The 24,475-nt window shown below is 64.9% G+C and carries 22 protein-coding genes; 14 read left to right on the top strand and 8 right to left on the bottom strand.

What is annotated here, in order from left to right:
• The first annotated feature begins 115 nt into the window (after positions 1 to 115).
• From ACYUME_RS05560 to ACYUME_RS05545, 4 genes are all read left to right on the top strand, one after another.
• On the top strand, positions 116 to 1,435 hold the full coding sequence (locus tag ACYUME_RS05560) for an MFS transporter (protein WP_460418268.1): 1,320 nt from the start codon (positions 116 to 118) through the stop codon (positions 1,433 to 1,435).
• A gap of 105 nt (positions 1,436 to 1,540) precedes the next feature.
• Complete coding sequence (locus tag ACYUME_RS05555; protein WP_460418267.1) at positions 1,541 to 2,710, top strand: Fic family protein; 1,170 nt, start codon at positions 1,541 to 1,543, stop codon at positions 2,708 to 2,710.
• A 354-nt stretch (positions 2,711 to 3,064) separates the two neighbouring features.
• The gene (locus tag ACYUME_RS05550; RefSeq protein ID WP_460418266.1) at positions 3,065 to 3,391 is read left to right on the top strand and encodes a hypothetical protein; all 327 of its coding nucleotides are present in this window, start codon (positions 3,065 to 3,067) and stop codon (positions 3,389 to 3,391) included.
• A 118-nt stretch (positions 3,392 to 3,509) separates the two neighbouring features.
• Positions 3,510 to 4,115 (top strand): flavin reductase family protein, encoded by a 606-nt coding sequence (locus ACYUME_RS05545; RefSeq protein ID WP_279881516.1) that lies wholly within the window; start codon positions 3,510 to 3,512, stop codon positions 4,113 to 4,115.
• On the opposite strand, the gene ACYUME_RS05540 is transcribed toward ACYUME_RS05545, so the two are convergent.
• Positions 4,116 to 4,349 carry a hypothetical protein gene (locus ACYUME_RS05540; RefSeq protein ID WP_279881513.1) on the bottom strand — a complete coding sequence of 78 codons (234 nt, stop codon included), beginning with the start codon at positions 4,347 to 4,349 and terminating at the stop codon, positions 4,116 to 4,118. It abuts the gene before it with no gap.
• A gap of 42 nt (positions 4,350 to 4,391) precedes the next feature.
• A complete protein-coding gene (locus ACYUME_RS05535) occupies positions 4,392 to 4,685 on the bottom strand; it encodes a putative quinol monooxygenase (protein ID WP_279881510.1) in 294 nt (97 codons plus the stop codon).
• 202 nt (positions 4,686 to 4,887) lie between these two features.
• On the opposite strand from ACYUME_RS05535, the gene ACYUME_RS05530 reads away from it, so the two are divergent.
• Positions 4,888 to 5,808 (top strand): AraC family transcriptional regulator, encoded by a 921-nt coding sequence (locus tag ACYUME_RS05530; protein WP_279881507.1) that lies wholly within the window; start codon positions 4,888 to 4,890, stop codon positions 5,806 to 5,808.
• A gap of 100 nt (positions 5,809 to 5,908) precedes the next feature.
• Here the strand turns inward: ACYUME_RS05530 and ACYUME_RS05525 are convergent, their stop codons facing one another.
• Positions 5,909 to 7,546 carry a 5-guanidino-2-oxopentanoate decarboxylase gene (locus ACYUME_RS05525; protein ID WP_460418265.1) on the bottom strand — a complete coding sequence of 546 codons (1,638 nt, stop codon included), beginning with the start codon at positions 7,544 to 7,546 and terminating at the stop codon, positions 5,909 to 5,911.
• A gap of 112 nt (positions 7,547 to 7,658) precedes the next feature.
• Between ACYUME_RS05525 and ACYUME_RS05520 the strand changes: the two genes are divergently transcribed.
• Complete coding sequence (locus tag ACYUME_RS05520) at positions 7,659 to 8,540, top strand: LysR substrate-binding domain-containing protein (RefSeq protein WP_460418264.1); 882 nt, start codon at positions 7,659 to 7,661, stop codon at positions 8,538 to 8,540.
• 138 nt (positions 8,541 to 8,678) lie between these two features.
• Here the strand turns inward: ACYUME_RS05520 and ACYUME_RS05515 are convergent, their stop codons facing one another.
• Together ACYUME_RS05515 and ACYUME_RS05510 are read right to left on the bottom strand one after the other, a co-directional pair.
• Positions 8,679 to 9,293 (bottom strand): NAD(P)-dependent oxidoreductase, encoded by a 615-nt coding sequence (locus ACYUME_RS05515; protein ID WP_460418263.1) that lies wholly within the window; start codon positions 9,291 to 9,293, stop codon positions 8,679 to 8,681.
• Positions 9,294 to 9,321: 28 nt separating this feature from the next.
• Positions 9,322 to 10,197, bottom strand: coding sequence for an MBL fold metallo-hydrolase (locus tag ACYUME_RS05510; RefSeq protein ID WP_460418262.1), 876 nt, complete (start codon positions 10,195 to 10,197; stop codon positions 9,322 to 9,324).
• 103 nt (positions 10,198 to 10,300) lie between these two features.
• Between ACYUME_RS05510 and ACYUME_RS05505 the strand changes: the two genes are divergently transcribed.
• Both ACYUME_RS05505 and ACYUME_RS05500 read left to right on the top strand, forming a co-directional pair.
• The gene (locus ACYUME_RS05505) at positions 10,301 to 11,212 is read left to right on the top strand and encodes a LysR family transcriptional regulator (protein WP_460418261.1); all 912 of its coding nucleotides are present in this window, start codon (positions 10,301 to 10,303) and stop codon (positions 11,210 to 11,212) included.
• 69 nt (positions 11,213 to 11,281) lie between these two features.
• Positions 11,282 to 11,455, top strand: a complete 174-nt coding sequence (locus ACYUME_RS05500; RefSeq protein ID WP_279881495.1) for a hypothetical protein — start codon at positions 11,282 to 11,284, stop codon at positions 11,453 to 11,455.
• 6 nt (positions 11,456 to 11,461) lie between these two features.
• Here the strand turns inward: ACYUME_RS05500 and ACYUME_RS05495 are convergent, their stop codons facing one another.
• A complete protein-coding gene (locus ACYUME_RS05495; RefSeq protein WP_414536001.1) occupies positions 11,462 to 12,331 on the bottom strand; it encodes an isocitrate lyase/PEP mutase family protein in 870 nt (289 codons plus the stop codon).
• Between the two features lie 403 nt (positions 12,332 to 12,734).
• On the opposite strand from ACYUME_RS05495, the gene ACYUME_RS05490 reads away from it, so the two are divergent.
• Positions 12,735 to 14,186 carry an MDR family MFS transporter gene (locus ACYUME_RS05490; RefSeq protein WP_279881491.1) on the top strand — a complete coding sequence of 484 codons (1,452 nt, stop codon included), beginning with the start codon at positions 12,735 to 12,737 and terminating at the stop codon, positions 14,184 to 14,186.
• Between the two features lie 242 nt (positions 14,187 to 14,428).
• Here the strand turns inward: ACYUME_RS05490 and ttgR are convergent, their stop codons facing one another.
• Positions 14,429 to 15,061 carry an efflux transport transcriptional regulator TtgR gene (gene ttgR / locus ACYUME_RS05485; protein ID WP_279881489.1) on the bottom strand — a complete coding sequence of 211 codons (633 nt, stop codon included), beginning with the start codon at positions 15,059 to 15,061 and terminating at the stop codon, positions 14,429 to 14,431.
• 258 nt (positions 15,062 to 15,319) lie between these two features.
• Here ttgR and ttgA point away from each other — a divergent pair, with 258 nt between their 5' ends.
• The 5 genes from ttgA to ACYUME_RS05460 all read left to right on the top strand — a co-directional run bounded on the left by ttgA (position 15,320) and on the right by ACYUME_RS05460 (position 23,831).
• Complete coding sequence (gene ttgA, locus ACYUME_RS05480; RefSeq protein ID WP_279881487.1) at positions 15,320 to 16,474, top strand: toluene efflux RND transporter periplasmic adaptor subunit TtgA; 1,155 nt, start codon at positions 15,320 to 15,322, stop codon at positions 16,472 to 16,474.
• A gap of 3 nt (positions 16,475 to 16,477) precedes the next feature.
• Positions 16,478 to 19,630 (top strand): multidrug efflux RND transporter permease subunit TtgB, encoded by a 3,153-nt coding sequence (ttgB, locus tag ACYUME_RS05475; RefSeq protein ID WP_279881484.1) that lies wholly within the window; start codon positions 16,478 to 16,480, stop codon positions 19,628 to 19,630.
• Positions 19,627 to 21,072: an AdeC/AdeK/OprM family multidrug efflux complex outer membrane factor gene (locus tag ACYUME_RS05470; protein ID WP_460418260.1), complete on the top strand. Its 1,446-nt coding sequence runs from the start codon at positions 19,627 to 19,629 to the stop codon at positions 21,070 to 21,072. The genes ttgB and ACYUME_RS05470 overlap by 4 nt, the downstream gene beginning before the upstream one ends.
• Positions 21,073 to 21,446: 374 nt before the next feature.
• Complete coding sequence (locus ACYUME_RS05465) at positions 21,447 to 22,700, top strand: OprD family porin (protein WP_460418259.1); 1,254 nt, start codon at positions 21,447 to 21,449, stop codon at positions 22,698 to 22,700.
• A 147-nt stretch (positions 22,701 to 22,847) separates the two neighbouring features.
• Positions 22,848 to 23,831, top strand: a complete 984-nt coding sequence (locus ACYUME_RS05460) for a LysR family transcriptional regulator (RefSeq protein WP_460418258.1) — start codon at positions 22,848 to 22,850, stop codon at positions 23,829 to 23,831.
• Here ACYUME_RS05460 and ACYUME_RS05455 read toward each other — a convergent pair.
• A complete protein-coding gene (locus ACYUME_RS05455; protein ID WP_279881475.1) occupies positions 23,731 to 24,417 on the bottom strand; it encodes a Crp/Fnr family transcriptional regulator in 687 nt (228 codons plus the stop codon). The two genes, ACYUME_RS05460 and ACYUME_RS05455, sit on opposite strands and share 101 nt — an antisense overlap.
• Positions 24,418 to 24,475: the final 58 nt, after the last annotated feature.

Here is a 24,475-nt window from a genome sequence, read left to right as displayed (position 1 = left end):
TGCCCAAGACGCACCCAAACGGATCACTGCGCCCCCATTTGGCACAGCTCCTGCAAAACCCTTCTCAAGCTGCGCCGCGAGCGCGCTCCACAAAAACAACGAGAAGGTATCCCTGATGGATAACGCCAGCACTCTGCCCAGCGGGGCAGCCGTTGCACCTGCCGCGGAAAAATCCACCGCCTCCCGCCTCAAATCGATCTTCAGTGGCTCCATCGGCAACATGGTCGAATGGTACGACTGGTACGTCTACGCCGCATTCTCGCTGTACTTCGCCAAAGCCTTCTTCCCGGCCGGCGACACCACCGCGCAACTGCTCAACACCGCCGCGATCTTCGCCGTGGGCTTCCTCATGCGCCCGATCGGTGGCTGGCTGATGGGCCTGTACGCCGACCGCAAGGGCCGCAAGGCCGCGCTCATGGCCTCGGTACTGCTGATGTGCGCAGGCTCGCTGGTCATCGCCCTGACCCCGGGCTACGAGACCATCGGCGTCGCCGCACCGGTTCTGCTGGTCATCGCCCGCCTGATGCAAGGCCTGTCGGTGGGCGGCGAGTACGGAACCTCGGCCACCTACCTGAGCGAGATGGCCAGCAAGGAACGCCGTGGCTTCTTCTCCAGCTTCCAGTACGTGACCCTGATCTCGGGTCAGCTCATCGCCCTGGCGGTGCTGATCGTCCTGCAGAACACGCTGACTACCGAGGAGCTGTACGCCTGGGGCTGGCGTGTGCCGTTCGTGATCGGCGCACTGTGCGCGGTGGTCGCCCTCTACCTGCGCCGCGGCATGGAAGAGACCGCCTCCTTCACCAAGAAGGAGAAGTCCAAGGAAAGCCTGATGCGCACCCTGATGCGCCACCCGAAAGAGCTGATGACCGTGGTCGGCCTGACCATGGGCGGCACCCTGGCCTTCTACACCTACACCACCTACATGCAGAAGTACCTGGTCAACACCGTGGGCATGAGCATCAGCGACTCGACCACCATCTCGGCGGCCACGCTGTTCCTGTTCATGTGCCTGCAGCCGGTGATCGGCGGCCTGTCCGACAAGATCGGCCGGCGCCCGATCCTGATCGCCTTCGGCGTGCTCGGCACCCTGTTCACCGTGCCGATCCTCAGCACCCTGCACACCATCCAGACCTGGTGGGGCGCGTTCTTCCTGATCATGGCCGCGCTGATCATCGTCAGCGGCTACACCTCGATCAACGCGGTGGTGAAGGCCGAGCTGTTCCCCACCGAGATCCGTGCCCTGGGCGTCGGCCTGCCGTACGCGCTGACCGTATCGATCTTCGGTGGAACCGCCGAGTACGTGGCCCTGTGGTTCAAGAGCATCGGCATGGAGACCGGCTTCTACTGGTACGTCACCGGCTGCATCGCCTGCTCGCTGTTGGTGTACGCGACCATGAAGGACACCAAGCAGCACTCGCGGATCACCACTGACTGATCCTCGTTCACTGAACGTGAAAAGGGGCGCCCCGGATGACGAGGCGCCCCTTTTTTGTGAATGAGCCGAATAATAGCCATATTCGGCTCACACAATGAGCCGAATATGGCTATTATTCGGCTCATGAGTCCTAAAGAGCACACCTCTGCAGACACCTTCTGGGTCTGGCAGCAGGCCGACTGGCCCGACTTTCGTTGGGACGAGTCGCAACTCACGACCTTGCTCAGAGACTGCGTGCAGGCGCAGGGCTGCCTGCTGGGCAGAGCGGGGGCGGTGACCGAGGCCAATGCCAACCTCGATACGCTCGACACTCTGCTGCAAAACATTGTCACGTCCTCGGCCATCGAAGGCGAACAGCTCAATGTGGAGTCCGTTCGCTCGTCCCTGGCCCGCCGGCTCGGCATTGGCGAACCTGGGACGACCACGACACGCAGCGAAGGCCTGGCCGAGCTGATGCTGGATGCGACGATGGGCTATGTTCGCCCGCTGGATCAGCAGCGGCTGTTCCTCTGGCACCGCTGGCTGTTCCCCGAAAATGACGATTCGCTCGCCCCTGCCCTGCCCGTTGGCCAATGGCGCGACGCCGCCCCGATGCAGGTGGTATCGGGGCGCATCGACAAACCCAAGGTGCATTTCCAAGCGCCGCCGCGTGCAGGCCTGGAACAACAGGTGCAGCTGTTTCTCGACTGGTTCGAGAGCAGCCGCAACGATCGGCGACTCGATCCCCTGCTGCGGGCGGGGCTCGCCCATTTCTGGTTCGTCACCCTGCATCCCTTCGCCGATGGCAATGGCCGCCTGACCCGTGCCATCACAGACCTGGCACTGGCCCAGGGCGAGCAGCGGGCGGTGCGTTTCTACGCCATGTCCAGCAGCATCCTCGAGGATCGTTCCGGCTACTACGCGGCCCTTGAAAGCAGCCAGCGCGGCGACCTGGATGTCACGCGCTGGCTGGCTTGGTTCCTTGCCACCTTGCTGCGCAGTCTCCAGCAAGCGCTGGTGCGCATCGACCGGGTGCTGGCCAAGGCACGCTTCTGGCTGATCCATCGTGGCGACGGCCTGCTGCCCGAACAGGTCAGGGTACTCAATCGTCTGCTCGATGGTGGGCCTCGCGGTTTCGAGGCCGGTATCAGCGCCAGCCAGTACCAGGCGCTGGCCAAGGTTTCCAAGGCCACTGCCACCCGGCACCTTGCCGACCTGCTGGACAAACGCTGCCTGGCCCGTCTGCCAGGTGGTGGGCGTAGCACTCGCTACACGGTGACGACTCAAGAGACGTGAGCGGGGCTGGTCGACGAACGCCCTGAACAACTCGACCGCCCGCCGCACCTCGTGTCACTGACCGACAGCAGGTCGCCATCCAGAGAAAAGCCGCCTCTCCCCTTAATTCCCAATTAACTGCCCGGGGCCATTCTGCAATGGCCCTGCCACCGGCCTGCCCCTCCCGAAGCAGATGGGAACGGTGTTGGACGGTGGTTGGGGCGCCAATGGCAGCTTCCTGAGATAACCCGCGCCAAAACAAATCGAATAAATCGATTTTTATACGTAATTTTTTGCGCTTTTTAATCAACTTTATAGGCGTAGCATTGACCCCATAGAAACAACAAACCCTCGCAATCCACCGGAGCAACGACCATGAAAAACCAACTGATCCTCACCCTCGCCCTCTCGGTACTGGCTGGCGGCGCCTTCGCCGAGGACGGCTTCGACCGTACCGGCGCCCACACTTTCGCTGCCGTACAGACCCAGGCAGCCAACTACGCGGAAGATGGTTTCGACCGTACCGGTGGCCAGCGCTTCGCTGAAGACGGCTTCGACCGTACTGGCGGCCAGCGCTTCGCTGAAGACGGCTTCGACCGCACCGGCGGCCAGCGCTTCGCCGAAGACGGCTTCGACCGCACCGGCGGCCAGCGCTTCGCCGAAGACGGCTTCGACCGCACCAACGGCCACCGCATCGGCTGATCCTCGATGCGCGCTACCAGCCCGGCTTCGGCCGGGCTTGATCATTTCCAGCCGGGCAAAGCCTTGGCACACTAGGCGCCTCGTTCCCAACCAGGAAGGGCCTCGCGGCCTTGCGCAGATGTACTACTACGAACCCGCCAAAGGCCACGGCCTGCCCCACGACCCGTTCAACGCCATCGTCGGCCCGCGCCCCATCGGCTGGATCTCCAGCCACGACCGCGAAGGTCGCCTGAACCTGGCGCCCTACAGCTTCTTCAACGCGTTCAACTACATCCCGCCCATCGTCGGTTTCTGCAGCGTCGGGCGCAAAGACAGCCTGAACAACATCGAGCAGACCGGCGAGTTCGTCTGGAACCTGGCGACCCGTCCCCTGGCACAGCAGATGAACCAGAGCTGCGCCGCCGTGGCGGCGGATGTCGACGAGTTCGCGCTCAGCGGCCTGACGCCGGCCGCCTCGAACGTAGTCAAGGTGCCGCGTGTCGGCGAAAGTCCGGTGAGCTTCGAATGCAAGGTCAGCCAGATCGTCCAGCTCAAGCGCGCCGATCAAGAGCTGGTTCCCAGCTGGCTGATTCTCGGAGAGGTGGTGGCGGTGCACATTGCCGAGCACCTGCTGAAGGCCGGCATCTACGACACCGCCGCCGCCGAACCGATCCTGCGCGGCGGCGGCCCGGCCGACTACTTCGCGCTGGGCGAGCTGTTCAAGATGGCCCGGCCACAGGCCTGATCAGAAGATCAGTTCGCCTTCCTCGCCCACGCCCTGCAGACGTTCGAGTTCGGCACAAGCGGCCTCGTCGGCCGCTATAGCCGACTGGAACACCTGGCCATCGAGCACCTTGTGAAAACGCGGCGCGCCGCCCAAGCCCAGGGCCTTCACGGCGATCGCCGCGTGGTAGCCGCCACCTTGCACCGGGACCATCGCCGAAACCGCTTCGAAGTGGGGGAATTCTCTACGTGCCATGCTGCACTCCGCCTGTGTGATCGAGGGGCGGCATTCTACACGCTAGGCGAAGGTGTGCAGGTCCAGGCTGCTGACCACCTGCTCCTGCACCAGTTCGCCGAACACCGCCAGCGTCGGCGAGGCAAAGTAGCCACTCATCGCCTGCTGGTCGCGCCAACTGCCGCTGAGCAGCCACAGGTCGGTATCGACCTGCGAGCGCTGCACACTGAAGCTCAGGCAGCCGGGCGCGCGCAGCGAAGGCTCGAGCAGGTCGCGCAGGCGCACGCCAAGCTCTGCGGATCGACCGTTGCTGGCGCGGATGAAAGCCAGGTGTGTGACCGGTTGTTGCTGGGTCATGAACGATCTCCTTGAAGCGCTGCGGACGGGAAAACCAGGCTGCCAAGGTTAGCCGCCACCCCGCGCGCGACGTTAGGTCATTACTGTCGGCCGATTGCCTGATCCTGCAGCGCGGCAGGATCAGGCAATCGCTGTGCAGCTTTCGACTAGCGTCGGCCATTGCCCAAACCTATGCTGCCCCGGTCACCAGAGGAAACCCGCCATGACGCCATCCATGCCCCTCGACCCGATCCTGGAACAGCAACGCCAGGAGCTGGCCGGACTGATCCAGCGCCACGCCCACGGCCCCTACGGCCCGGTGTCGGCCATCGACGACCTGTACCTGACCCGCTACGAGGAAAATGTGCGCGGCATGCCCGCCCTGGCCCAACCGGCCTTGTGCATCCTGGCCCAAGGTAGCAAGACCCTGTTCCTCGGCGACGAGCGCTATACCTATGACCCGCTGAACTACATGGTGGTCTCGGTGACATTGCCCGTCACCGGTGCGCTGCTCGAAGCCAGCCCCGAGAACCCCTGCCTCGGCGTGCGCCTGGACATCGATCCGGCGCAGATCAGCCAACTGATCGCCGAAAGCGGGCCGATGCTGGTGCCCGGCCAGACCGCCGGCCGTGGCTTGTTCGTGGAAAGGAGCGATCCACAGCTGCTCGACACCCTGCTGCGCCTGGTGCGTCTGCTCGACACGCCTCGCGATATCGCCGTGCTCGCCCCACTGGTACGTCGTGAGTTGATGTACCGGGTGTTGCGTGGCCCGCAAGGCTGGCGCCTGTACGAAATAGCCCTGTCCAACAGCCAGACCCACCGGGTCTGCCAGGCCATTGCCTGGCTCAACCAGCATTACCAGGAACCGTTGCGAATCGAGGACCTGGCACGCGAGGTCAACCTCAGCACCTCGACCCTGCACCACCGCTTCAAGGCGGTGACGTCGATGAGCCCGCTGCAGTATCAGAAGCAGCTACGCCTCCAGGAGGCGCGCCGGCTGATGCTCAACGATGGGCTGGAGGCGGCGGTGGCGGGCTATCGGGTGGGCTACGAGAGCCCATCGCAGTTCAGCCGCGAATACAGCCGCCTGTACGGCGCACCACCGATACGCGACGTGGCACGCCTGCGCGCCAGCTCGGGTTGAGCAGGCCAGATCCAGCGCTGTATGCACAATCCCTGTGGGAGCTTCAGCCGCGAGCACCGAGTAGCTACCTTCGCGGGTCAGCCCGCTCCCACGGCAATATTCAGCCTTGCACCGCCTGTTGCCACTGCCCTTGATCCACCTGGATCAGCGTTGGCCCCTTGCGCTCCACCGCCCGCCCCAGCGCCGCCTGCAATTGGGCGACATCACCGACGTGCTCGGCCTCGGCCCCCAGGGCCCGCGCCACGCCGATGAAATCCGGCGTATGGATATCCACGCCTACCGGCTCGATGGCGCGGTTGACCATGTACTTCTTGATTTCCTCATAGCCCTGGTTGTTCCACAGCAGCACGATCAATGGCACCTGTGCCTCCACCGCGCTGGCCAGCTCCGGCAGGGTGAACTGCAGGCCGCCATCGCCGATCAGGCACACCGCCGGGACCCGCTCGGCAGGCGCCTCGGCGCTGCCCAACCAAGCCCCCATCGCCGCCGGCAAGGCGTAGCCCAGCGTGCCATAGCCGGTCGAGGCGTTGAACCAGCGGCGCGGCTGGGCCATGTCCAGGGTCAGGTTGCCGGTGTACACCGGCTGCGTCGAATCGCCCACCAGGATGGCATTGGGCAGCCGCTCCAGGATGCCGGTCAGCAAGCGCGTCTGGCTCAAGGTCGGTTGATCCCAGGTGGCAGCGTTGTCCTCGCGCAGGCGCGCGGCGCGCGCAGCGCCCCAGCCGGCATCGCGCGGTGCCTGCGCCTGCGCCTGCAGGGCAGCCAGCAACGCTTCGCTCGCCTGCTGTGCATCGGCGACCAGCGCCAGCTCCGGCAGGTAGTTGCGCACGGTCTGGTCCGGGTCGATGTCAATCCGCAGCAAACTGCCAGGGATCTCGAAGCCTCCCTTGAAGGTCACGTCGTAGTCGGTCTCGGCCAGCTCCGTACCGATGGCCAGCACCACATCGGCCTCGGCCACCAGCGCGCGGGTGGCCGGCAGGGTCTGGGTCGAGCCGATCTGCAGCGGATGGCCTGCCGGCAGCAAGCCCTTGGCATTGATGGTCAGCGCCACCGGCGCCTGCAAATGCTCGGCCAGGCGCGCGAGCGCAGCGCCGGCGCCCAGGGCACCGCCGCCCGCGAGGATCAACGGGCGACGCGCCTTGGCCAGGCGCGCGGCCATCCGCTGCACGGCCAGCGGCGCGGCACCGGCACGGCTGGTGCGCACCGGACGGGCGGACAGCAGGTGGTCGGCGGGCGCGACCAGGACATCCAGAGGAATCTCGATATGCACCGGGCGTGGCCGGGCGCCGTCGAACACGGCGAAAGCACGGGCCAGCACCTGGGGCAGGTCGTCGGCGCTCATCAGCGTCTGCGAGAACGCCGCCACGCCGGCGACCAGGCCAGCCTGGTTGGGCAGTTCGTGCAGCTTGCCGCGGCCACCACCAAGCTGGTCGCGGGACTGCACACTGGAGATGACCAGCATGGGAATCGAATCGGCATAGGCCTGGCCCATGGCGGTGGTGATGTTGGTCATGCCCGGGCCAGTGATGATGAAGCACACCCCGGGCTTGCCACGGGTGCGCGAGTAGCCGTCGGCCATGAAGCCGGCACCTTGCTCGTGGCGCGGGGTGACATGGCGGATGGAGGACGCCGCCAGGCCGCGATAGAGCTCCACGGTATGCACACCGGGAATGCCGAAGACATGGTCCACGCCATAGCCTTCGAGGAGTTTGACCAGCACTTCGCCACAGGTTGCCATCGTCGAATACCCGAATCGTGTTGAAAACGGCATTCATGGAACCAAGCGACGGCTACCGCGACAATGCAAAAAAACACATACTAGCCATGATCCAGCATCATGGCTTACTCGAATGAAACGCCTGCCGCCCCTCCCCGCCCTGCATACCTTCCTGGTGACCGCGCAACACTGCAACTTCACCCGTGCCGCGCAGCAACTGCATATCACTCAAGGAGCGGTCAGTCGGCAGATCGCCGGACTGGAGGATCACCTGGGCTATCCGTTGTTCCAGCGCCAGGCCCGCGGCTTGGCGCTGACCCGCGAAGGGCAGGATTGGCTGCCCCGGGTGCAGCAGGTCTTCGCCCTGATCGAGCAAGGCGTGCGCGAGGTCGGCGGGCGCAGCACGACACTGCAGCTCAAGGCGCCGACCTGCGTGATGCGCTGGCTGCTGCCACGCTTGCTTGAGTGGCAGGCACTGCGCCCGGATGTACCGGTGGAGTTGACCACCACGGTGCAGCATGGCGTGGATTTTCGTCGCGAGGGCTTCGATGCTGCCGTGGTCTACGGCGCGGCGCCGAATCATGGGCTGCAGGTGCGCAAGTTGTTCGATGAGCAACTGACGCCGGTCTGCGCGCCCTCGCTATCGAGCGGCCCCTTGCAGTTGCAGGACCTGGCGCGGCAGATGCTGCTGCATCCATCGAGGGACGAACACGACTGGCGGTTGTGGTTGCAGACAGCCAATGCCGGATTCGAGCCCCAGGGGCCGAAGCAGCACTTCGAGACGCTGGACATGGCGATGGCCATGGCTTCCCAAGGGACGGGGATCGCCATCGGCGATTTCTCGCTGATTGGCGATGACCTGCGCACAGGCCGGTTGTGCATGCCGTTCGAGCTTAAGGTGACGACCGGCAAGGGCTATTACCTGGTGAGCCCGTCGAAGACCATGCCTGCGGGGCTGGTCGAGTTGATGGAATGGCTGCAGGCGCGAGCCTCAAGCCTTGCGCCGCTCCTGTAGGAGCGGCCTTGCCGAGGCGTCGGACCGGTCGGAAAGGGCCGCATAGCGGCCCCTGGTGATGTATGCCATGGTCACGATCCTGGGGCTGCTGCGCAGCCCTTTCGCGACACAAGGCCGCTCCTACAGGTACCGCGTGACTCAGTAGCCGACCGTGAACCGCGCCCGCGAGTGCGCCGGTTTTTCCAGCTCGTCCAGCATGGCGATGGCGTAGTCGGCAAAGGTGATCCAGCTCTTGCCATCGGCACCGATCAACAGGTGATCCCGGCCCAACCGGTAGTGCCCGCTACGCTCACCCTCGACGAACTCCGCCGACGGTGACAGGAACGTCCACTCCAGCGACGGCTCCTGGCGCAGCGCATCGAGAAAACGCACCCCGGCGCTGGCCTCGGCCTTGTAAGCCTCGGGGAAGTCCGGGCTGTCGATCACCCGTTGCCCCGAGGGCAGCAACAGGCTGCCGGCACCGCCCACCACCAGCAGGCGCTTGACCCCGGCAAGCTTGACCGGCTCGATGATCGCCTGGGGTTCGATCGTGGCGAAGTGCGCCGCGCTCAGCACCGCGTCGCAGCCGCTCACCGCGGCCTGCAGGGCGGCGCTGTCCTTGGCGTCCAGCGCCTTGACGGTCACGCCCTCGCGGCCTTGCAGCTGCGACGGATTGCGGGCGATGGCCAGCACGCTGTGGCCTCGGCGCAGCGCCTCTTCCAGCAACTGGCTGCCAGCGCGCCCGGTAGCGCCGATGATTGCGATCTTGCTCATGGGAAACACTCCAACAGGTTGAAAGGAATTACCACTTCATCTCGCCCTTGGCGACCTTGGCACCCAGTTCCAGGGAGCTCTCCTCGCCAAGGTTGGGGTAGCGCTGCTTCATCGCCGCGATCAGGGCAGCGGCATCGGCAGCCTTGGCGGCCTCGCTGTCGAAGGCACGAATGTAGCCGGCGGTGAAGCGCACCGCCGCCAGCGAACGGCTGCTGTCACCCAGGTAGTGGCCAGGGACCACGGTGCGCGGCGCCAGCTTTTCGATATGCGCCAGGGTGCTCAGCCAGTCGGCATGGGACTGCGCGGTCTGGGTGTCGGCCATCCACACGTGGATATGCTCGGAAACCACCACGCCACCGACCACGGCCTTGATCGAGGGAATCCAGACGAAACTGCGATCAGGCTGCGGGCCATCGAGGCCGACGACCTCCAGGGCCTTGCCCTCCAGCTCCAGGCGATTGCCCTTGAGGACCTCTGGCACCACCAGTTTCGCCGGCTTGTCGGTGCCCATCTGCGGCCCCCAATAGGCGAGCTTGGCGTCCATGGTCTTGCGGATATGCTCGACGGTGGCGGCCGAGGCCACTACCCGCGCCTTGGGGAACGCCTGGACGAGCGTGTCCAGGCCGAAGTAATAGTCCGGGTCGCCGTGGCTGACATAGATGGTGGTCAGCTGCTTGCCGCTCTTGCGCAGGCGTTCGACCACCTGCTCGGCCTGGGCCTTGCCGAACTGGGCGTCGACCAGAATGGCATCGTGCTGACCACTGACGATCACCGAACTGACCGGAAAGATGGCCTCATGGCCTGGGTTGTAGACATCGAGCTTGAGCGGTTCGGCGGCCATGGCCGGGCCGGCCAGGGTGATGCAGGCCAGGAGCAGGCCACGCAGGGGAGTGAAGAGCGACATGGGGCATTCCTGTGTACGGGACGATGGAAGCAAGCTTAGTTGCCCGATCCAATACAAAAAATGCGATGCTGCAACATAGTTTGTTTCTGAAATCGGGCAAATCATGGACCGTCTCAACGCCATGCGCGTCTTCGTCACCGTCGTCGACCTTGGCAGCCAGTCGGCTGCGGCGGATCATCTGGAACTCTCGAGGCCGGTCGTCTCGCGCTATCTGGCGGAACTCGAGGACTGGGTCGGCGCGCGCTTGATGCAGCGCACCACGCGCAAGCTCAGCCTGACCGCCGCCGGCCAGGAAACCCTGCCGCGCTGCCGCCAGTTGCTGGAACTGGCCGGCGACCTGCAGAACGCCGTGCGCCAACCGGACGACGCCCCGCGCGGCGAACTGCGCATCAGCGTCAGCACTTCGTTCGGCCAGGCCCAACTGGTGGACGCACTGGCCGCCTACGTCAAACGCTATCCCGGGGTCAAGGTGGAACTGCAGATGCTCGACCGCACCGTCAACCTGGTGGACGAACGCATCGACCTGGCCATCCGCACCAGCAACGATGTCGACCCCAACCTGATTGCCCGACGCCTGAGCGTGTGCCGTTCGGTGATCTGCGCCAGCCCCGCCTATCTGCGCGAACACGGCACGCCACGGCAGGTGGAAGACCTGAGCCAGCACAACTGCCTGACCCATGCCTACTTCGGCCACAGCCTGTGGCATTTCGAGGTGAACGGACAGAACGTCGCCGTGCCGGTGCAGGGCAACCTCAGCGCCAATGAGGCCATGACCTTGCAGAAAGCCGCGCTGGCCGACACCGGTATCGCCATGCTGCCCACCTACCAGGCGGCCACCGCGCTGCGTAGCGGCGAGCTGGTGCGCCTGCTGCCGCAGGCCAGGCCCAGGGAGCTGACGCTCAATGCGGTGTATACGTCGCGCAAGCACATGCCGGCGACCTTGCGCAGCATGCTGGACTTTCTCGCGCAGCGATTCAGGGACGAGCCGGAGTGGGATGAAGGACTGGGTCTGTAACCCGTGCAGATCGGCCAGGCGAGCCTATGCTTGAAGTATCACCTGTTGCACCAGCAGGAGGTTCGCATCATGAGCGTCAGAACCCGCTATTGCGCCATCGCCCTCACCCTCGTCGCGGTGGCCGGACTCTACGGCTCCGCCTGCTGGCGGGTCGAGTTGCTGCGCAGCCAACCCAATGCCGCCGCCAGTTGCGTGCACGAACACTGCGTCCCCCACACCGCCACCCTGAGCGCCGTCAGGTAACGCCGATCACTCCTCGACGCTCATGTATTCCTTGGCCCAGCGAATGTAGTCTTCCGGCTGGGTGTAGGTGTGCGAAAGCTCGGTGGCGCCGAGGCTGTCCGACTTGTGCTGCAGGCCACGCTGCTGGCGCAGGCAGTCGTAAGTAGCCTTGATCGCGGCGAAGTAGGCGGCATGGCCATCGACCACGATACGCACGCCCAGGCGCGCCAGGCGCTCGTCGTCGCGCAGGTTCGGGTTGGCGTAGGTGACCAGCATCAGCGGCACGCTGAGGTGCTCGGCGATCTGTTCCAGCTGCTCGAAGTCCTTCACCCCCACCATGCAGATACCGTCGGCACCGGCCTTCTGGTAGCTCTGGGTGCGCACGATGATTTCTTCGGTGGTCAGCACACCGGCATTGGTCCGGGCGATGATCGCCAGCGCCGAATCCACCCGCGCCTCCAGCGCCGCACGGATCTTGCCCACGCCCTCATCGACCGAGATCAGGTCGGTGGACTTGCGACCGAACTGGGCCGGCAGCAAGGTGTCCTCGATGGTCAGCGCAGCCACTCCGGCGCGCTCCAGCTCGATCACCGTGCGCATCACATTGAGGGCATTGCCGTAGCCATGGTCGGCATCGGCGAGCACCGGCAGTTGCGCGACCCGGCCGATACGGGTGGCCTGCTCGACGAACTCGCTGAGGGTGATGAGAGCGAAGTCCGGCGCGGCCAGGACCTGCAACGAAGCGACCGAGCCGCCGAGAATGCCGACTTCGAAGCCCAAATCCGCGGCGATGCGCGCGGACATCGGGTCGAAGACCGAGGCGGTGTGATAGCACGAACCTGAAGCAAGCAGTTCGCGGAAGGCAAAACGCAGATCGTGGTGGGAAGCCTTGGGCATGATCACTCCGCTGGTAATGAGAAATTGTGAACGGCTGACAACCGACCCCTGTATCGGGTCTACCTGACTGTTCCAACCGTCGCCATCAGGGCGGTCATGCTCGACATGCAGGCAGAGGAATAGAAGGTGTGGACATACAGTGACGCGAAACCCTGCGACAAACAGCTGCACCATGCTGGTGCAAGCCCCGGATTTCAGCCTCTGCGGCCCAGCCACGATATCACGCGCCCATGCGCCGCTGGATGAATGCGCCAATGCCGATCTTGCATAGGGGATGCATGGAGTACATAGGTAGCTATGTAACTCAGGTTACAATGCTCCACCATGAATGAGTCCATCGCGGGGCAAGCCCGCTCCCACGATGCCTCGCGATCGCGCCAGCTCTGACCACAAGGTATCCACCGTGACCGCCGCCCTGCCCCCCACCGTCCTGCGCCGCGTCCTGACCGCCTTGATGCTGGCGATCTTCCTTGGCGCCCTCGACCAGACCATCGTCGCCGTGTCCATGCCGGCCATTTCCGCCCAGTTCAACGATGTCGGCCTGCTGGCCTGGGTCATCTCCGGCTACATGGTGGCCATGACCGTCGCCGTGCCGATCTACGGCAAGCTGGGCGATCTGTATGGGCGACGGCGGATGATTCTCACCGGCACCGCCCTGTTCACCCTGGCCTCGGTGGCCTGCGGCCTGGCCCAGGACATGCCGCAGCTGGTGCTGGCACGGGTCGTCCAGGGCATCGGCGCCGGCGGCATGGTCTCGGTGAGCCAGGCGATCATCGGCGACTTCGTGCCGCCGCGCGAACGCGGTCGCTACCAGGGCTACTTCAGCGGTATGTATGCCCTGGCCAGCGTCGCCGGACCGGTGCTCGGCGGCTGGCTGACCGAATACCTGTCCTGGCGCTGGGTGTTCTGGATCAACCTGCCGCTGGGTCTGGCCGCCCTGTGGGTGATCCACCGCGCGCTGGACGGGCTGTCGGTGAAACGCCGCGAGGCACAGGTGGACTACCTCGGCGCATTGCTGATGATCATCGGTCTGGGCAGCCTTCTGCTGGGCATCACCCTGGTCGGCCAAGGGCATGCCTGGCAGTCGCCCCCGGTGCTGACGCTGCTGGGCGGCGCGGTGATCGGGCTGCTGGTGTTCGTCGCCCATGAGCGGCGTTGCCGCGAGCCGCTGCTGCCGCTGAGCCTGTTCGGTAACCGCGTCGCGGTGCTGTGCTGGTGCGTGATCTTCTTCGCCAGCTTCCAGTCGATCTCGCTGACCATGCTCATGCCCCTGCGCTTCCAGGGCATCACCGGCGCCGGCGCCGACAGCGCGGCGCTGCACCTGCTGCCGCTGGCCATGGGCCTGCCCATCGGCGCCTTCACCGGTGGGCGCATGACCAGCCGCACCGGTCGCTTCAAGCCACAGATCCTCACCGGCGCGCTGCTGATGCCATTGACCATTGCCGCGATGGCACTGACGCCGCCACAGGCCGGGCTGCTCAGCGCACTGTTCATGCTGCTGACCGGCATCGCCTGTGGCCTGCAATTCCCCACTTCGCTGGTAGGCACGCAAAGCGCGGTGGACAGCAAGGATATCGGCGTGGCGACCAGCACCACCAACCTGTTCCGCTCGCTCGGTGGCGCCATGGGGGTGGCATGCATGTCCAGCCTGCTGCTGGCGTTGCTGCATCAAGGTGGTTTCGAAATGCTCGGCAACCCGCTCTTGGGCAGCCTCAAGGCCGGCGAGGCGGATCCGCTGACCCAGGCACGCTTGCTGGAAACGTTCAGGCACCTGCTGCTGGCCAGCGCAGGAGCTTCGCTAGTCGGGCTGCTGGCTGCGCTGGCACTGCCGGACCGCCAGCTGCGCGGGCGCTAGGCTCTGTACGAAATGTATCTGCACTCGCCCATACTGTGTTGAAACGGGGCTCGGAATGCTCATGTACTCCAGTACACTGCGCTTCCTCCCCCCGTTTCGCCTTGTCTGGCCTTCGCGCAGACACATTTCGTACAGACCCTAGCCTTGCACCGCCTGTAGACGCCAGCCTGGCGCCTACAGGGGGGACGTAATCCTCGCTTAATCATCGGAGGAAACACTCCCTCACAATCATTCACAAAGTGTCATTTGCGCAGACCCGGGCTCAAGCGCAGCATATCCAGCCCAGTGTCGACCCATTTTTCCACGCCGCCCAGCAGGTCGAAGCTGTCCGGCAGCAACAACCAGCGGCCGATCAGGCCATCCACATAGGCAAACATTGCAATGGCCGCTCGCTCGGGATCCAGATCGATCGGCAGCTGACCCCGCCGCACGGCATTGGCCAAGGCCAGAACAATGCTCTGGTGACAGTCCAGCACCGCGCCCTGGCGCTGCTGGCGAATCTCACACATGTCGTCGGTGAACTCGCACTTGTGATGCAGGATTTCATTGATACGCCGGGTACGGGCATCGAGCACCAGCTCGCTGAACACTTGCAGCAGCAGCTTGCGCATGCAGCCGAGCGGATCCAGTTCATCCTCGCTTTCGCTGGCTCGAGCAAGGTGATCATGGGTCTCGTGCAGGCTGTCGAGCAGCGCCTGCACCAGTTCGGCCTTATTGCTGAAGTGCCAGTAGATCGCGCCCCGGGTCACCCCCGCGAGCTCGGCGATGTCGGCCAGGGTGGTTCGCGCAACCCCGCGCTTGTAGAAGGCCTTTTCCGCCGCCTCGATGATCTGGGCGCGGGTTTCCTGGGCTTCTTCTTTGGTTCGACGGACCATGGCAGTACAACCTCATCAGGCCCCGCACGCTCGCTCGGCGGGCGGGAATCAGGGCGGGGCGAGCTCTTCGAAGGCCACTCCCGGGTGTATTTGGGCGATCCGCGAGGAAAAAATCACGGTTCACCTGTGCTATTTACAAACAACCATGAATGTAAGTATATTCCTTAGCAAGCTATTTATCCACCGGATAGCGTTTTTCCTACAAGACTATTCCACTATATTCTTGAGCTCCCCTGCTCCTGCGACCCGAGGATCCTCATGCAATTCAAGCCAGCCGTAACCGCCCTGGTTTCCGCCGTGGCCCTGGCAACCCTGCTCAGTGGCTGTAAGAAAGAGGAAGCCGCGCCAGCGCCGCAGGCTCCTCAGGTCGGCGTCGTGACCTTGCAACCCCAAGCCTTCACCCTGACCTCGGAACTGCCGGGGCGTACCAGCGCCTACCGCGTGGCCGAGGTTCGCCCACAGGTCAATGGCATCATTCTCAAGCGCCTGTTCAAGGAAGGCAGCGACGTCAAGGAAGGGCAGCAGCTCTACCAGATCGACCCCGCCGTCTACGAGGCCAACCTGGCCAACGCCCAGGCCAACCTGCAGGCGACCCGCTCGCTGGCCGAACGCTACAAGCAGCTGATCGACGAGCAGGCCGTCTCCAAGCAGGAATACGACGACGCCAATGCCAAACGATTGCAAGCCGATGCCTCGCTCAAGAGCGCCCAGATCGACCTGCGCTACACCAAGGTCCTGGCACCGATCAGCGGTCGCATCGGCCGCTCCTCGGTCACCGAGGGGGCGCTGGTGAGCAACGGCCAGGCCAACGCCATGGCGACCATCCAGCAGCTCGACCCGATCTACGTCGACGTCACCCAGTCCACCGCCGAGCTGCTCAAGCTGCGCCGTGACCTGGAAAGCGGCCAGCTGCAGAAGGCCGGCGAGAACGCCGCCCAGGTGCAGCTCGTACTGGAAGACGGCAGCCTGTTCAAGCAACAGGGTCGCCTGGAGTTCTCCGAGGTCGCGGTCGACGAGACCACCGGCTCGGTCACCCTGCGCGCCATCTTCCCCAACCCCGAGCACACCCTGCTGCCCGGCATGTTCGTGCATGCGCGGCTCAAGGCCGGGGTCAACGCCAACGCCATCCTGGCGCCGCAACAAGGCGTGACCCGCGACCTCAAGGGCGCGCCGACCGCGCTGGTGGTCAACCAGGAGAACAAGGTCGAACTGCGCCAGCTCAAGGCCAGCCGCACCCTGGGCAGCGACTGGCTGATCGAGGAAGGCCTGAACCCGGGTGACCGTCTGATCACCGAAGGCCTGCAGTTCGTGCGCCCAGGTGTCGAGGTCAAGGTCAGCGAAGCCACCAACGTCAAGAAGCCGGGCGGCCCCGATCAGGCCAGCGCAGCGAAAGCAGACGCCAAAGCGGAGTAAACCATGTCGAAGTTCTTTATCGATCGCCCGATCTTCGCCTGGGTGATCGCCCTGGTGATCATGCTGGTCGGCGCCCTGTCGATCCTGAAGCTGCCGATCAACCAGTACCCGAGCATCGCCCCGCCGGCCATCGCCATCGCCGTGACCTACCCGGGCGCCTCGGCGCAGACGGTGCAGGACACCGTGGTGCAGGTAATCGAGCAGCAGCTCAACGGTATCGACAACCTGCGTTATGTCTCGTCGGAAAGCAACTCCGACGGCAGCATGACCATCACCGCCACCTTCGAGCAGGGCACCAACTCCGACACCGCCCAGGTCCAGGTGCAGAACAAGCTGAACCTGGCCACCCCGCTGCTGCCGCAGGAAGTGCAACAGCAAGGTATCCGCGTCACCAAGGCAGTGAAGAACTTCCTGCTGGTGATCGGCCTGGTGTCCGAAGACGGCAGCATGACCAAGGACGACCTGGCCAACTACATCGTCTCGAACATGCAGGACCCGATCTCGCGCACCGCTGGCGTGGGTGACTTCCAGGTGTTCGGCGCCCAGTACGCGATGCGTATCTGGCTGGACCCGGCCAAGCTGAACAAGTTCCAGCTGACCCCGGTCGACGTGCGCACCGCGGTCTCCGCGCAGAACGTGCAGGTATCTTCCGGCCAGCTCGGCGGTCTGCCGGCACTGCCGGGTACCCAGCTCAACGCCACCATCATCGGCAAGACCCGCCTGCAGACCGCCGAGCAGTTCGAGAAGATCCTGCTCAAGGTCAACGCCGACGGCTCCCAGGTGCGCCTGGGCGATGTCGCCACGGTCGGCCTGGGCGGCGAGAACTACGCCATCAGCGCGCAGTACAACGGCATGCCGGCCTCGGGCCTGGCGGTCAAGCTGGCCACCGGCGCCAACGCCCTGGATACCGCCAAGGCGCTGCGCCAGACCATCAGCGACCTCGAACCGTTCTTCCCGCCAGGGGTCAAGGCGGTATTCCCGTATGACACCACCCCGGTGGTCACCGAATCGATCAGCGGCGTGATCCACACCCTGATCGAGGCCGTGGTCCTGGTGTTCCTGGTGATGTACCTGTTCCTGCAGAACTTCCGCGCCACCATCATCACCACCATGACCGTGCCGGTGGTGTTGCTGGGAACCTTCGGCATCCTCGCCGCCGCCGGCTTCAGCATCAACACCCTGACCATGTTCGCCATGGTCCTGGCGATCGGCCTGCTGGTGGACGACGCCATCGTCGTGGTGGAGAACGTCGAGCGGGTGATGTCCGAGGAAGGCTTGCCGCCCAAGGAGGCGACCAAGCGCTCCATGGAGCAGATCCAGGGCGCGTTGGTCGGTATTGCCCTGGTGCTGTCGGCGGTACTGCTGCCCATGGCGTTCTTCGGCGGCTCCACCGGTGTGATCTATCGCCAGTTCTCCATCACCATCGTCTCGGCCATGGGCCTGTCGGTACTGGTCGCGCTGATCTTCACCCCGGCCCTGTGCGCCACCATGCTCAAGCCGCTGAAGAAAGGCGAGCACCATGTGGCCAAGCGCGGCTTCTTCGGCTGGTTCAACCGCAACTTCGACCGCAGCGTCGTGGGCTACGAACGCAGCGTCGGCACCATCCTGCGCAACAAGGTGCCGTTCCTGCTGGCCTACGCGCTGATCGTGGTCGGCATGATCTGGCTGTTCGCCCGCATCCCCACCGCGTTCCTCCCGGAAGAAGACCAGGGCGTGCTGTTCGCCCAGGTGCAGACCCCGGCGGGCTCCAGTGCCGAGCGCACCCAGGTGGTGGTCGACCAGATGCGTGAATACCTGCTCAAGGACGAAGCCGACACCGTGTCGTCGGTGTTCACCGTGAACGGCTTCAACTTCGCCGGTCGCGGCCAGAGCTCGGGCATGGCGTTCATCATGCTCAAGCCGTGGGACGAGCGCTCGAAGGAGAACAGCGTGTTCGCCCTCGCCCAGCGCGCGCAGATGCATTTCTTCGGCTTCCGCGACGCGATGGTGTTCGCCTTCGCCCCGCCGGCGGTACTCGAACTGGGTAACGCCACCGGCTTCGACGTGTTCCTCCAGGACCGCGCCGGCGTCGGCCACGAGAAACTGATGGAAGCGCGCAACCAGTTCCTGGCCAAGGCCGCGCAGAGCAAGATCCTCAGCGCCGTGCGTCCGAACGGCCTGAACGATGAGCCGCAGTACCAGCTGACCATCGACGACGAACGCGCCAGTGCCCTGGGCGTGACCATCGCCGATATCAACAACACCCTGTCGATCGCCCTCGGCGGCAGCTACGTCAACGACTTCATCGACCGTGGCCGCGTCAAGAAGGTGTACATCCAGGGCGAGCCCAACTCGCGGATGAGCCCGGAAGACCTGCAGAAGTGGTACGTGCGTAACGGCGCGGGCGAGATGGTGCCGTTCTCCTCCTTCGCCAAGGGCGAATGGAGCTACGGCTCGCCGAAGCTGTCGCGCTACAACGGCGTGGAAGCGATCGAGATCCTCGGTACCCCGGCCCCTGGCTACAGTACCGGTGAGGCCATGGCCGAAGTCGAGCGCATCGCCGGCGAACTGCCAACCGGTATCGGCTACTCCTGGACCGGCATGTCCTACGAGGAAAAACTCTCCGGCTCGCAAATGCCGGCGCTGTTCGCCCTCTCGGTGCTGTTCGTGTTCCTCTGCCTGGCGGCGCTGTACGAAAGCTGGTCGATCCCGATCGCGGTCGTGCTCGTGGTACCGCTGGGCATCATCGGTGCCCTGCTCGCCACCAGCCTGCGCGGGTTGTCCAACGACGTGTACTTCCTGGTCGGCCTGCTGACCACGATCGGCCTGGCGGCGAAGAACGCCATCCTGATCGTCGAATTCGCCAAGGAACTGCACGAACAGGGGCGCAGCCTTTACGACGCGGCCATCGAGGCCTGCCGCATGCGTCTGCGCCCGATCATCATGACCTCGCTGGCGTTCATCCTCGGCGTGGTACCGTTGACCATCGCCAGTGGCGCCGGTGCCGGTAGCCAGCATGCCATCGGCACCGGGGTGATCGGCGGCATGATCAGTGCGACCGTGCTGGCGATCTTCTGGGTACCGCTATTCTTCGTCGCAGTGTCGTCGCTGTTCGGCAGCAAAGAGCCGAAAGAACACGCCACCCCTGAAACTCCACGTTATGAGGCTGGGCAATGACCAAGTCTTTGTTGTCCCTGGCGGTAACCGCCTTCATCCTCGGCGGCTGCTCGCTGATCCCCGACTACCAGACGCCCGAGGCGCCGGTGGCCGCGCAGTGGCCGCAAGGTCCTGCGTATTCGCCGACCGAATCGGCCAACGTCGCCGCCGCCGAACAGGGCTGGCGTCAGTTCTTCCACGACCAGGCGCTGCAGCAACTGATCCAGGCATCGCTGGAAAACAACCGCGACCTGCGCGTCGCGGCGCTGAACATCGACGCCTACCGCGCCCAGTACCGCATCGCGCGCGCCGACCTGTTCCCGGCCGTTACCGCCAATGGCAACGGTAGCCGCCAGCGGCTGCCGGCGAACATGTCGCAGACCGGCGAGGCGAGCATCAGCAGCCAGTATTCGGCCACGCTCGGTGTCAGCGCCTACGAGCTGGACCTGTTCGGCCGGGTGCGCAGCCTGAGCCAGCAGGCCCTGGAAACCTACCTGTCCAGCGAGCAGGCGCGTCGCTCCACGCAGATCAGCCTGGTGGCCAGCGTGGCCAACGCCTACTACACCTGGCAGGCCGACCAGGCCCTGCTGAAGCTGACTGAAGAAACGCTCAAGACGTACGAAGAGAGCTACAACCTGACCCGCCGCAGCAACGAGGTGGGCGTGGCTTCGGCGCTGGACCTGAGCCAGGCGCGCACCGCCGTCGAAGGCGCGCGAGTCCGGCTGTCGCAGTATCAGCGCCAGGTCGCCCAGGACCTGAACAGCCTGACCGTGCTGGTCGGCACCGGCGTGCCGAGCAATCTGCCCAAGCCGCTGGAGCTCAATGCCGACCAGCTGGCCGAAGTCCCGGCGGGCCTGCCCTCCGACATCCTCCAGCGCCGTCCGGACATCCAGGAAGCCGAGCACCTGCTCAAGGCCGCCAACGCCAACATCGGCGCGGCCCGCGCGGCATTCTTCCCGAGCATCAGCCTGACCGCCAACGCCGGTACCCTGAGCCCGGACATGGGCGGGCTGTTCAAGGGCGGTTCGGGCACCTGGCTGTTCCAACCGCAGATCAACCTGCCGATCTTCAACGCCGGCAGCCTGCGAGCGAGCCTGGACTACTCGAAGATCCAGAAGGACATCAACGTCGCACGCTACGAGAAGACCATCCAGACCGCCTTCCAGGAAGTCTCGGACGGCCTGGCCGCGCGCAAGACCTTCGAAGAGCAGCTGCAGGCCCAGCGCGACCTGGTGGCCGCCAACCAGGACTACTACCGCCTGGCCGAACGCCGCTACCGCATCGGCATCGACAGCAACCTGACCTTCCTCGACGCTCAGCGCAACCTGTTCAGCGCCCAGCAGGCGCTGATCAGCGATCGCCTGTCGCAGCTGGTCAGCGAGGTCAACCTGTACAAGGCCCTCGGCGGTGGCTGGTACGAGCAGACCCAGCAGCAGGCTTCGATCCAGACGCCGAAAGGCTGATTGGAACGGTAACGACAAAAAGCCCACCCTTGCGGTGGGCTTTTTGTTGGATGCCGTACTCCGTCCCTGTAGGAGCGGCCTCGTGTCGCGAAAGGGCTGCGCAGCAGCCCCAGGATTTCAGCATTGATGCAAAGATCGCGGGGGCCGCTTTGCGGCCCTTTCGCGACACAAGGCCGCTCCTACACCCTCAGCACGATCAGACATATCGTTCGATAATCGCCCTATTCCGCGTTCCACGAATTGCCTCGCCCCCACCCTCCCCCGCACCATCGCCCACGCAACGTTGCACAAGTTCTCTCTCAAAGACGCCCGGCCCTGCGGCCCGCACTCGCAGCGCACCGGCTCGCCCAATAAAAACAAGAGATCCACGACAGATGAGCACTTTGCAACCCGCACGCCAGCTGCTGCCGGGCCTGTTGGCCCTGTCCTGCGCCCTGCCCGTCCTGGCCGCCGATGGCGGATTCCTGGAGGATGCCAAGGCCAGCCTCAACCTGCGCAACTTCTACATCAACCGCAACTTCGTCGACCCGGCCAACCCCCAGGGCAAGGCCGAGGAATGGACGCAGAACTTCATCCTCGACGCCCGCTCCGGTTTCACCCAGGGCACCGTTGGCTTCGGCGTGGACATACTGGGGCTGTACTCGGTCAAGCTGGACGGCGGCAAGGGCACGGCCGGCACCCACCTGCTGCCGGTGCATGATGACGGCCGCCCGGCCGATGACTTCGGCCGCCTTGGCGTGGCGTTCAAGGCACGCCTGTCGCAGACCGAGCTCAAGGTCGGCGAGTGGATGCCGGTGCTGCCGATCCTGCGCTCGGACGACGGTCGTTCGCTGCCGCAGACCTTCCGCGGCGGCCAGGTCACCTCGCGGGAAATCGACGGCCTGACCGTCTATGCCGGCCAGTTCCGCGGCAACAGCCCGCGCAACGATGCGAGCATGGAAGACATGTTCATGCAGGGCCGCGCAGGCATCACCTCCGACCGCTTCAACTTCGCCGGCGGCGAATACACGTTCAACGACAAGCGCACCATGGTCGGTCTGTGGGATGCCCGGCTGAAGGACATCTATCGTCAGCAATACCTGAACCTGGTGCACAGCCAACCGCTGGGCGACTGGACCTTGGGCGCCAACCTTGGCTACTTCCTGGGCAAGGAGGATGGCAGCGCCCGCGCCGGCGACCTGGACAACCGCACGGCCTCGGCCATGCTCTCGGCGCGCTACCAGGGCCATACCTTCTACATCGGCCTGCAGAAGGTCAGCGGCGACGATGCCTGGATGCGGGTCAACGGCACCAGCGGCGGCACCCTGGCCAACGACAGCTACAACGCCAGCTTCGACAATGCCAAGGAACGCTCCTGGCAGCTGCGCCATGACTTCAACTTCGTCACCGTGGGCATTCCCGGGCTGACCCTGATGAACCGCTATATCAAGGGCGACAACGTGCACACCAGTGCGGTGGACGATGGCAAGGAGTGGGCGCGAGAAACGGAGCTGGCCTATGTGGTGCAGTCGGGGACGTTCAGGGACTTGTCGGTGAAATGGCGCAACTCCACCATGCGCCGGGATTTCAGCAGCAACGCGTTCGACGAGAACCGGTTGATCGTCAGCTATCCGCTGAATCTGCTGTAGCCAGTTCCGACCTCTTCGCGGGCAAGCCCGCGAAGAGGTCGGCAGCAAAGAGAACAAAAAGGAATATTCAAATCAAATAACATTCTTTGACGTTATATATGACAACCCGCTAAAACCGAGCCCTGATCCCCGCACCAGAGCCCGAGCATGGACCTCCGCCAACTGCGCTATTTCATCGCCCTCACCGAATACCGCAGTTTCGTCCGCGCCGCCGAGGCCATGGGCATCACCCAACCCGCCTTCAGCCGCGCCATCCAGAATCTGGAGCAGACCTTCGGCTGCGCCCTGGTCGATCGCGCCAGCAAGGCACTGCCGCCCACGCCCGAGGGCCAGGTGGTGCTGCAACACGCCCGCCGCCTGGTGCAGGGCGCCGCCCAGTTGAACAACGAAGTGCTGCAGATGACCAAACTCGATGCCGGCGAGCTGCATTTCGGCAGCGGCCCGGCGCTGGCCGTGCGCCTGGTGCCCGACGCGCTGCAGCACTTCATCGCGGCTCATCCAGGCATTCGCACCTCCTTGCTGGTGGACAACGCCGAGCGCCTGGGCCAAGCCCTGCGGCGCGAGCAGATCGAGTTCTTCGTCGATGACATACGCCCCTTCGAGGCCGACCCGAACTTCCACACCGAAGCGCTGACCCCGCGCCCGGGCCTGTTCTTCTGCCGTCCTGGGCACCCGTTGCTGGCCAAGGACAGCCTGTCGACCAACGACCTGTTCGCCTATCCGCTGGCCAGCGCCCTGCTCGCCCCTGGGGTGCGCAAGCGCCTGGCCAACCTCAGCGGGCGCAGCGACTTCACCCCGCACCTGCAGACCGAGCACCTGGCGGTGCTGCGCAGCGTGGTGCTGGCCAGCGATGCCATCGGCACGGCCAGCGAGGAAGCGGTGAGCGAAGACCTCGTCGCCGGCCACCTGGTACGCCTGCACTGGCGCAACCTGCCACCGGCCCTGGAAGTGCTCAGCGTGCGCTGCGGGGTCGTCAGCCGCAGCGGCTATCGCCTGTCACCCGCGGCGCGGGCGATGATCGATACCCTGCTCAGCCTGGATGCTGCCCCATCGCCCGCAGACGCGGGGCATCGACAATCTCCACCTCGCCATAGCCCAGGCGTACCACGCCGGACTGCTCGAGGCTCCTGAGGATCTGGTTGATGGTCTGGCGTGACAGCGACAGCATCAGCGCCAGCTGTTCCTGGGACACCTGCAGCCGCCACTGGGCGACATCGCGCTCACCGTAGCCTTCGGCCATCTGCAACAAGCGCTGCGCCACCCGCGGCGCGGCGGCCAGCAGGCTCTGCTGTTCCAGGGCGACGAACACCCAACGCAGTTTTTGGCTCATCAACAGGGCCAGGTCGCGCCAATGCACGGGCTCGCGTGCCAGCCATTCGATCAGCGGCGCCTGGGGGATCCACAACAGACGTGTCGCCCCTTCGGCATAGGCGTCATGGGTGCGCGGCTGGCCGTCGAACAGGCTGATCTCGCCAAACCAGTGAGGCGACTCGACCAGCGTCAACAGCGCCTCCTTGCCCTCGCTGCTGACCGCGCCGACCCGCATCGCGCCCTCGAGCACCGCATACAGGCCACAGGGCGCATCGCCGCGCTGGAACAGGCACTGCCCCGCTGCCAGCTCACGCGGACGGCCCAGGGCCAGCAAGCTATCCTGAACGGTAGCGGGCAATTGCCGGAACCACTGGCCATGCAACAGCTGGGTACGCGGGTCGTGCATGGTGCCTCGCAAAACGAACTCTGTCGGCCAGGCGACAGACGACGGTGACTGAACAGGG

It is taken from the genome of Pseudomonas sp. microsymbiont 2, from assembly GCF_054788395.1.
The sequence above is the reverse complement of the archived record's forward strand: the minus strand, read 5'-3'. Positions and strand labels throughout refer to the sequence as shown.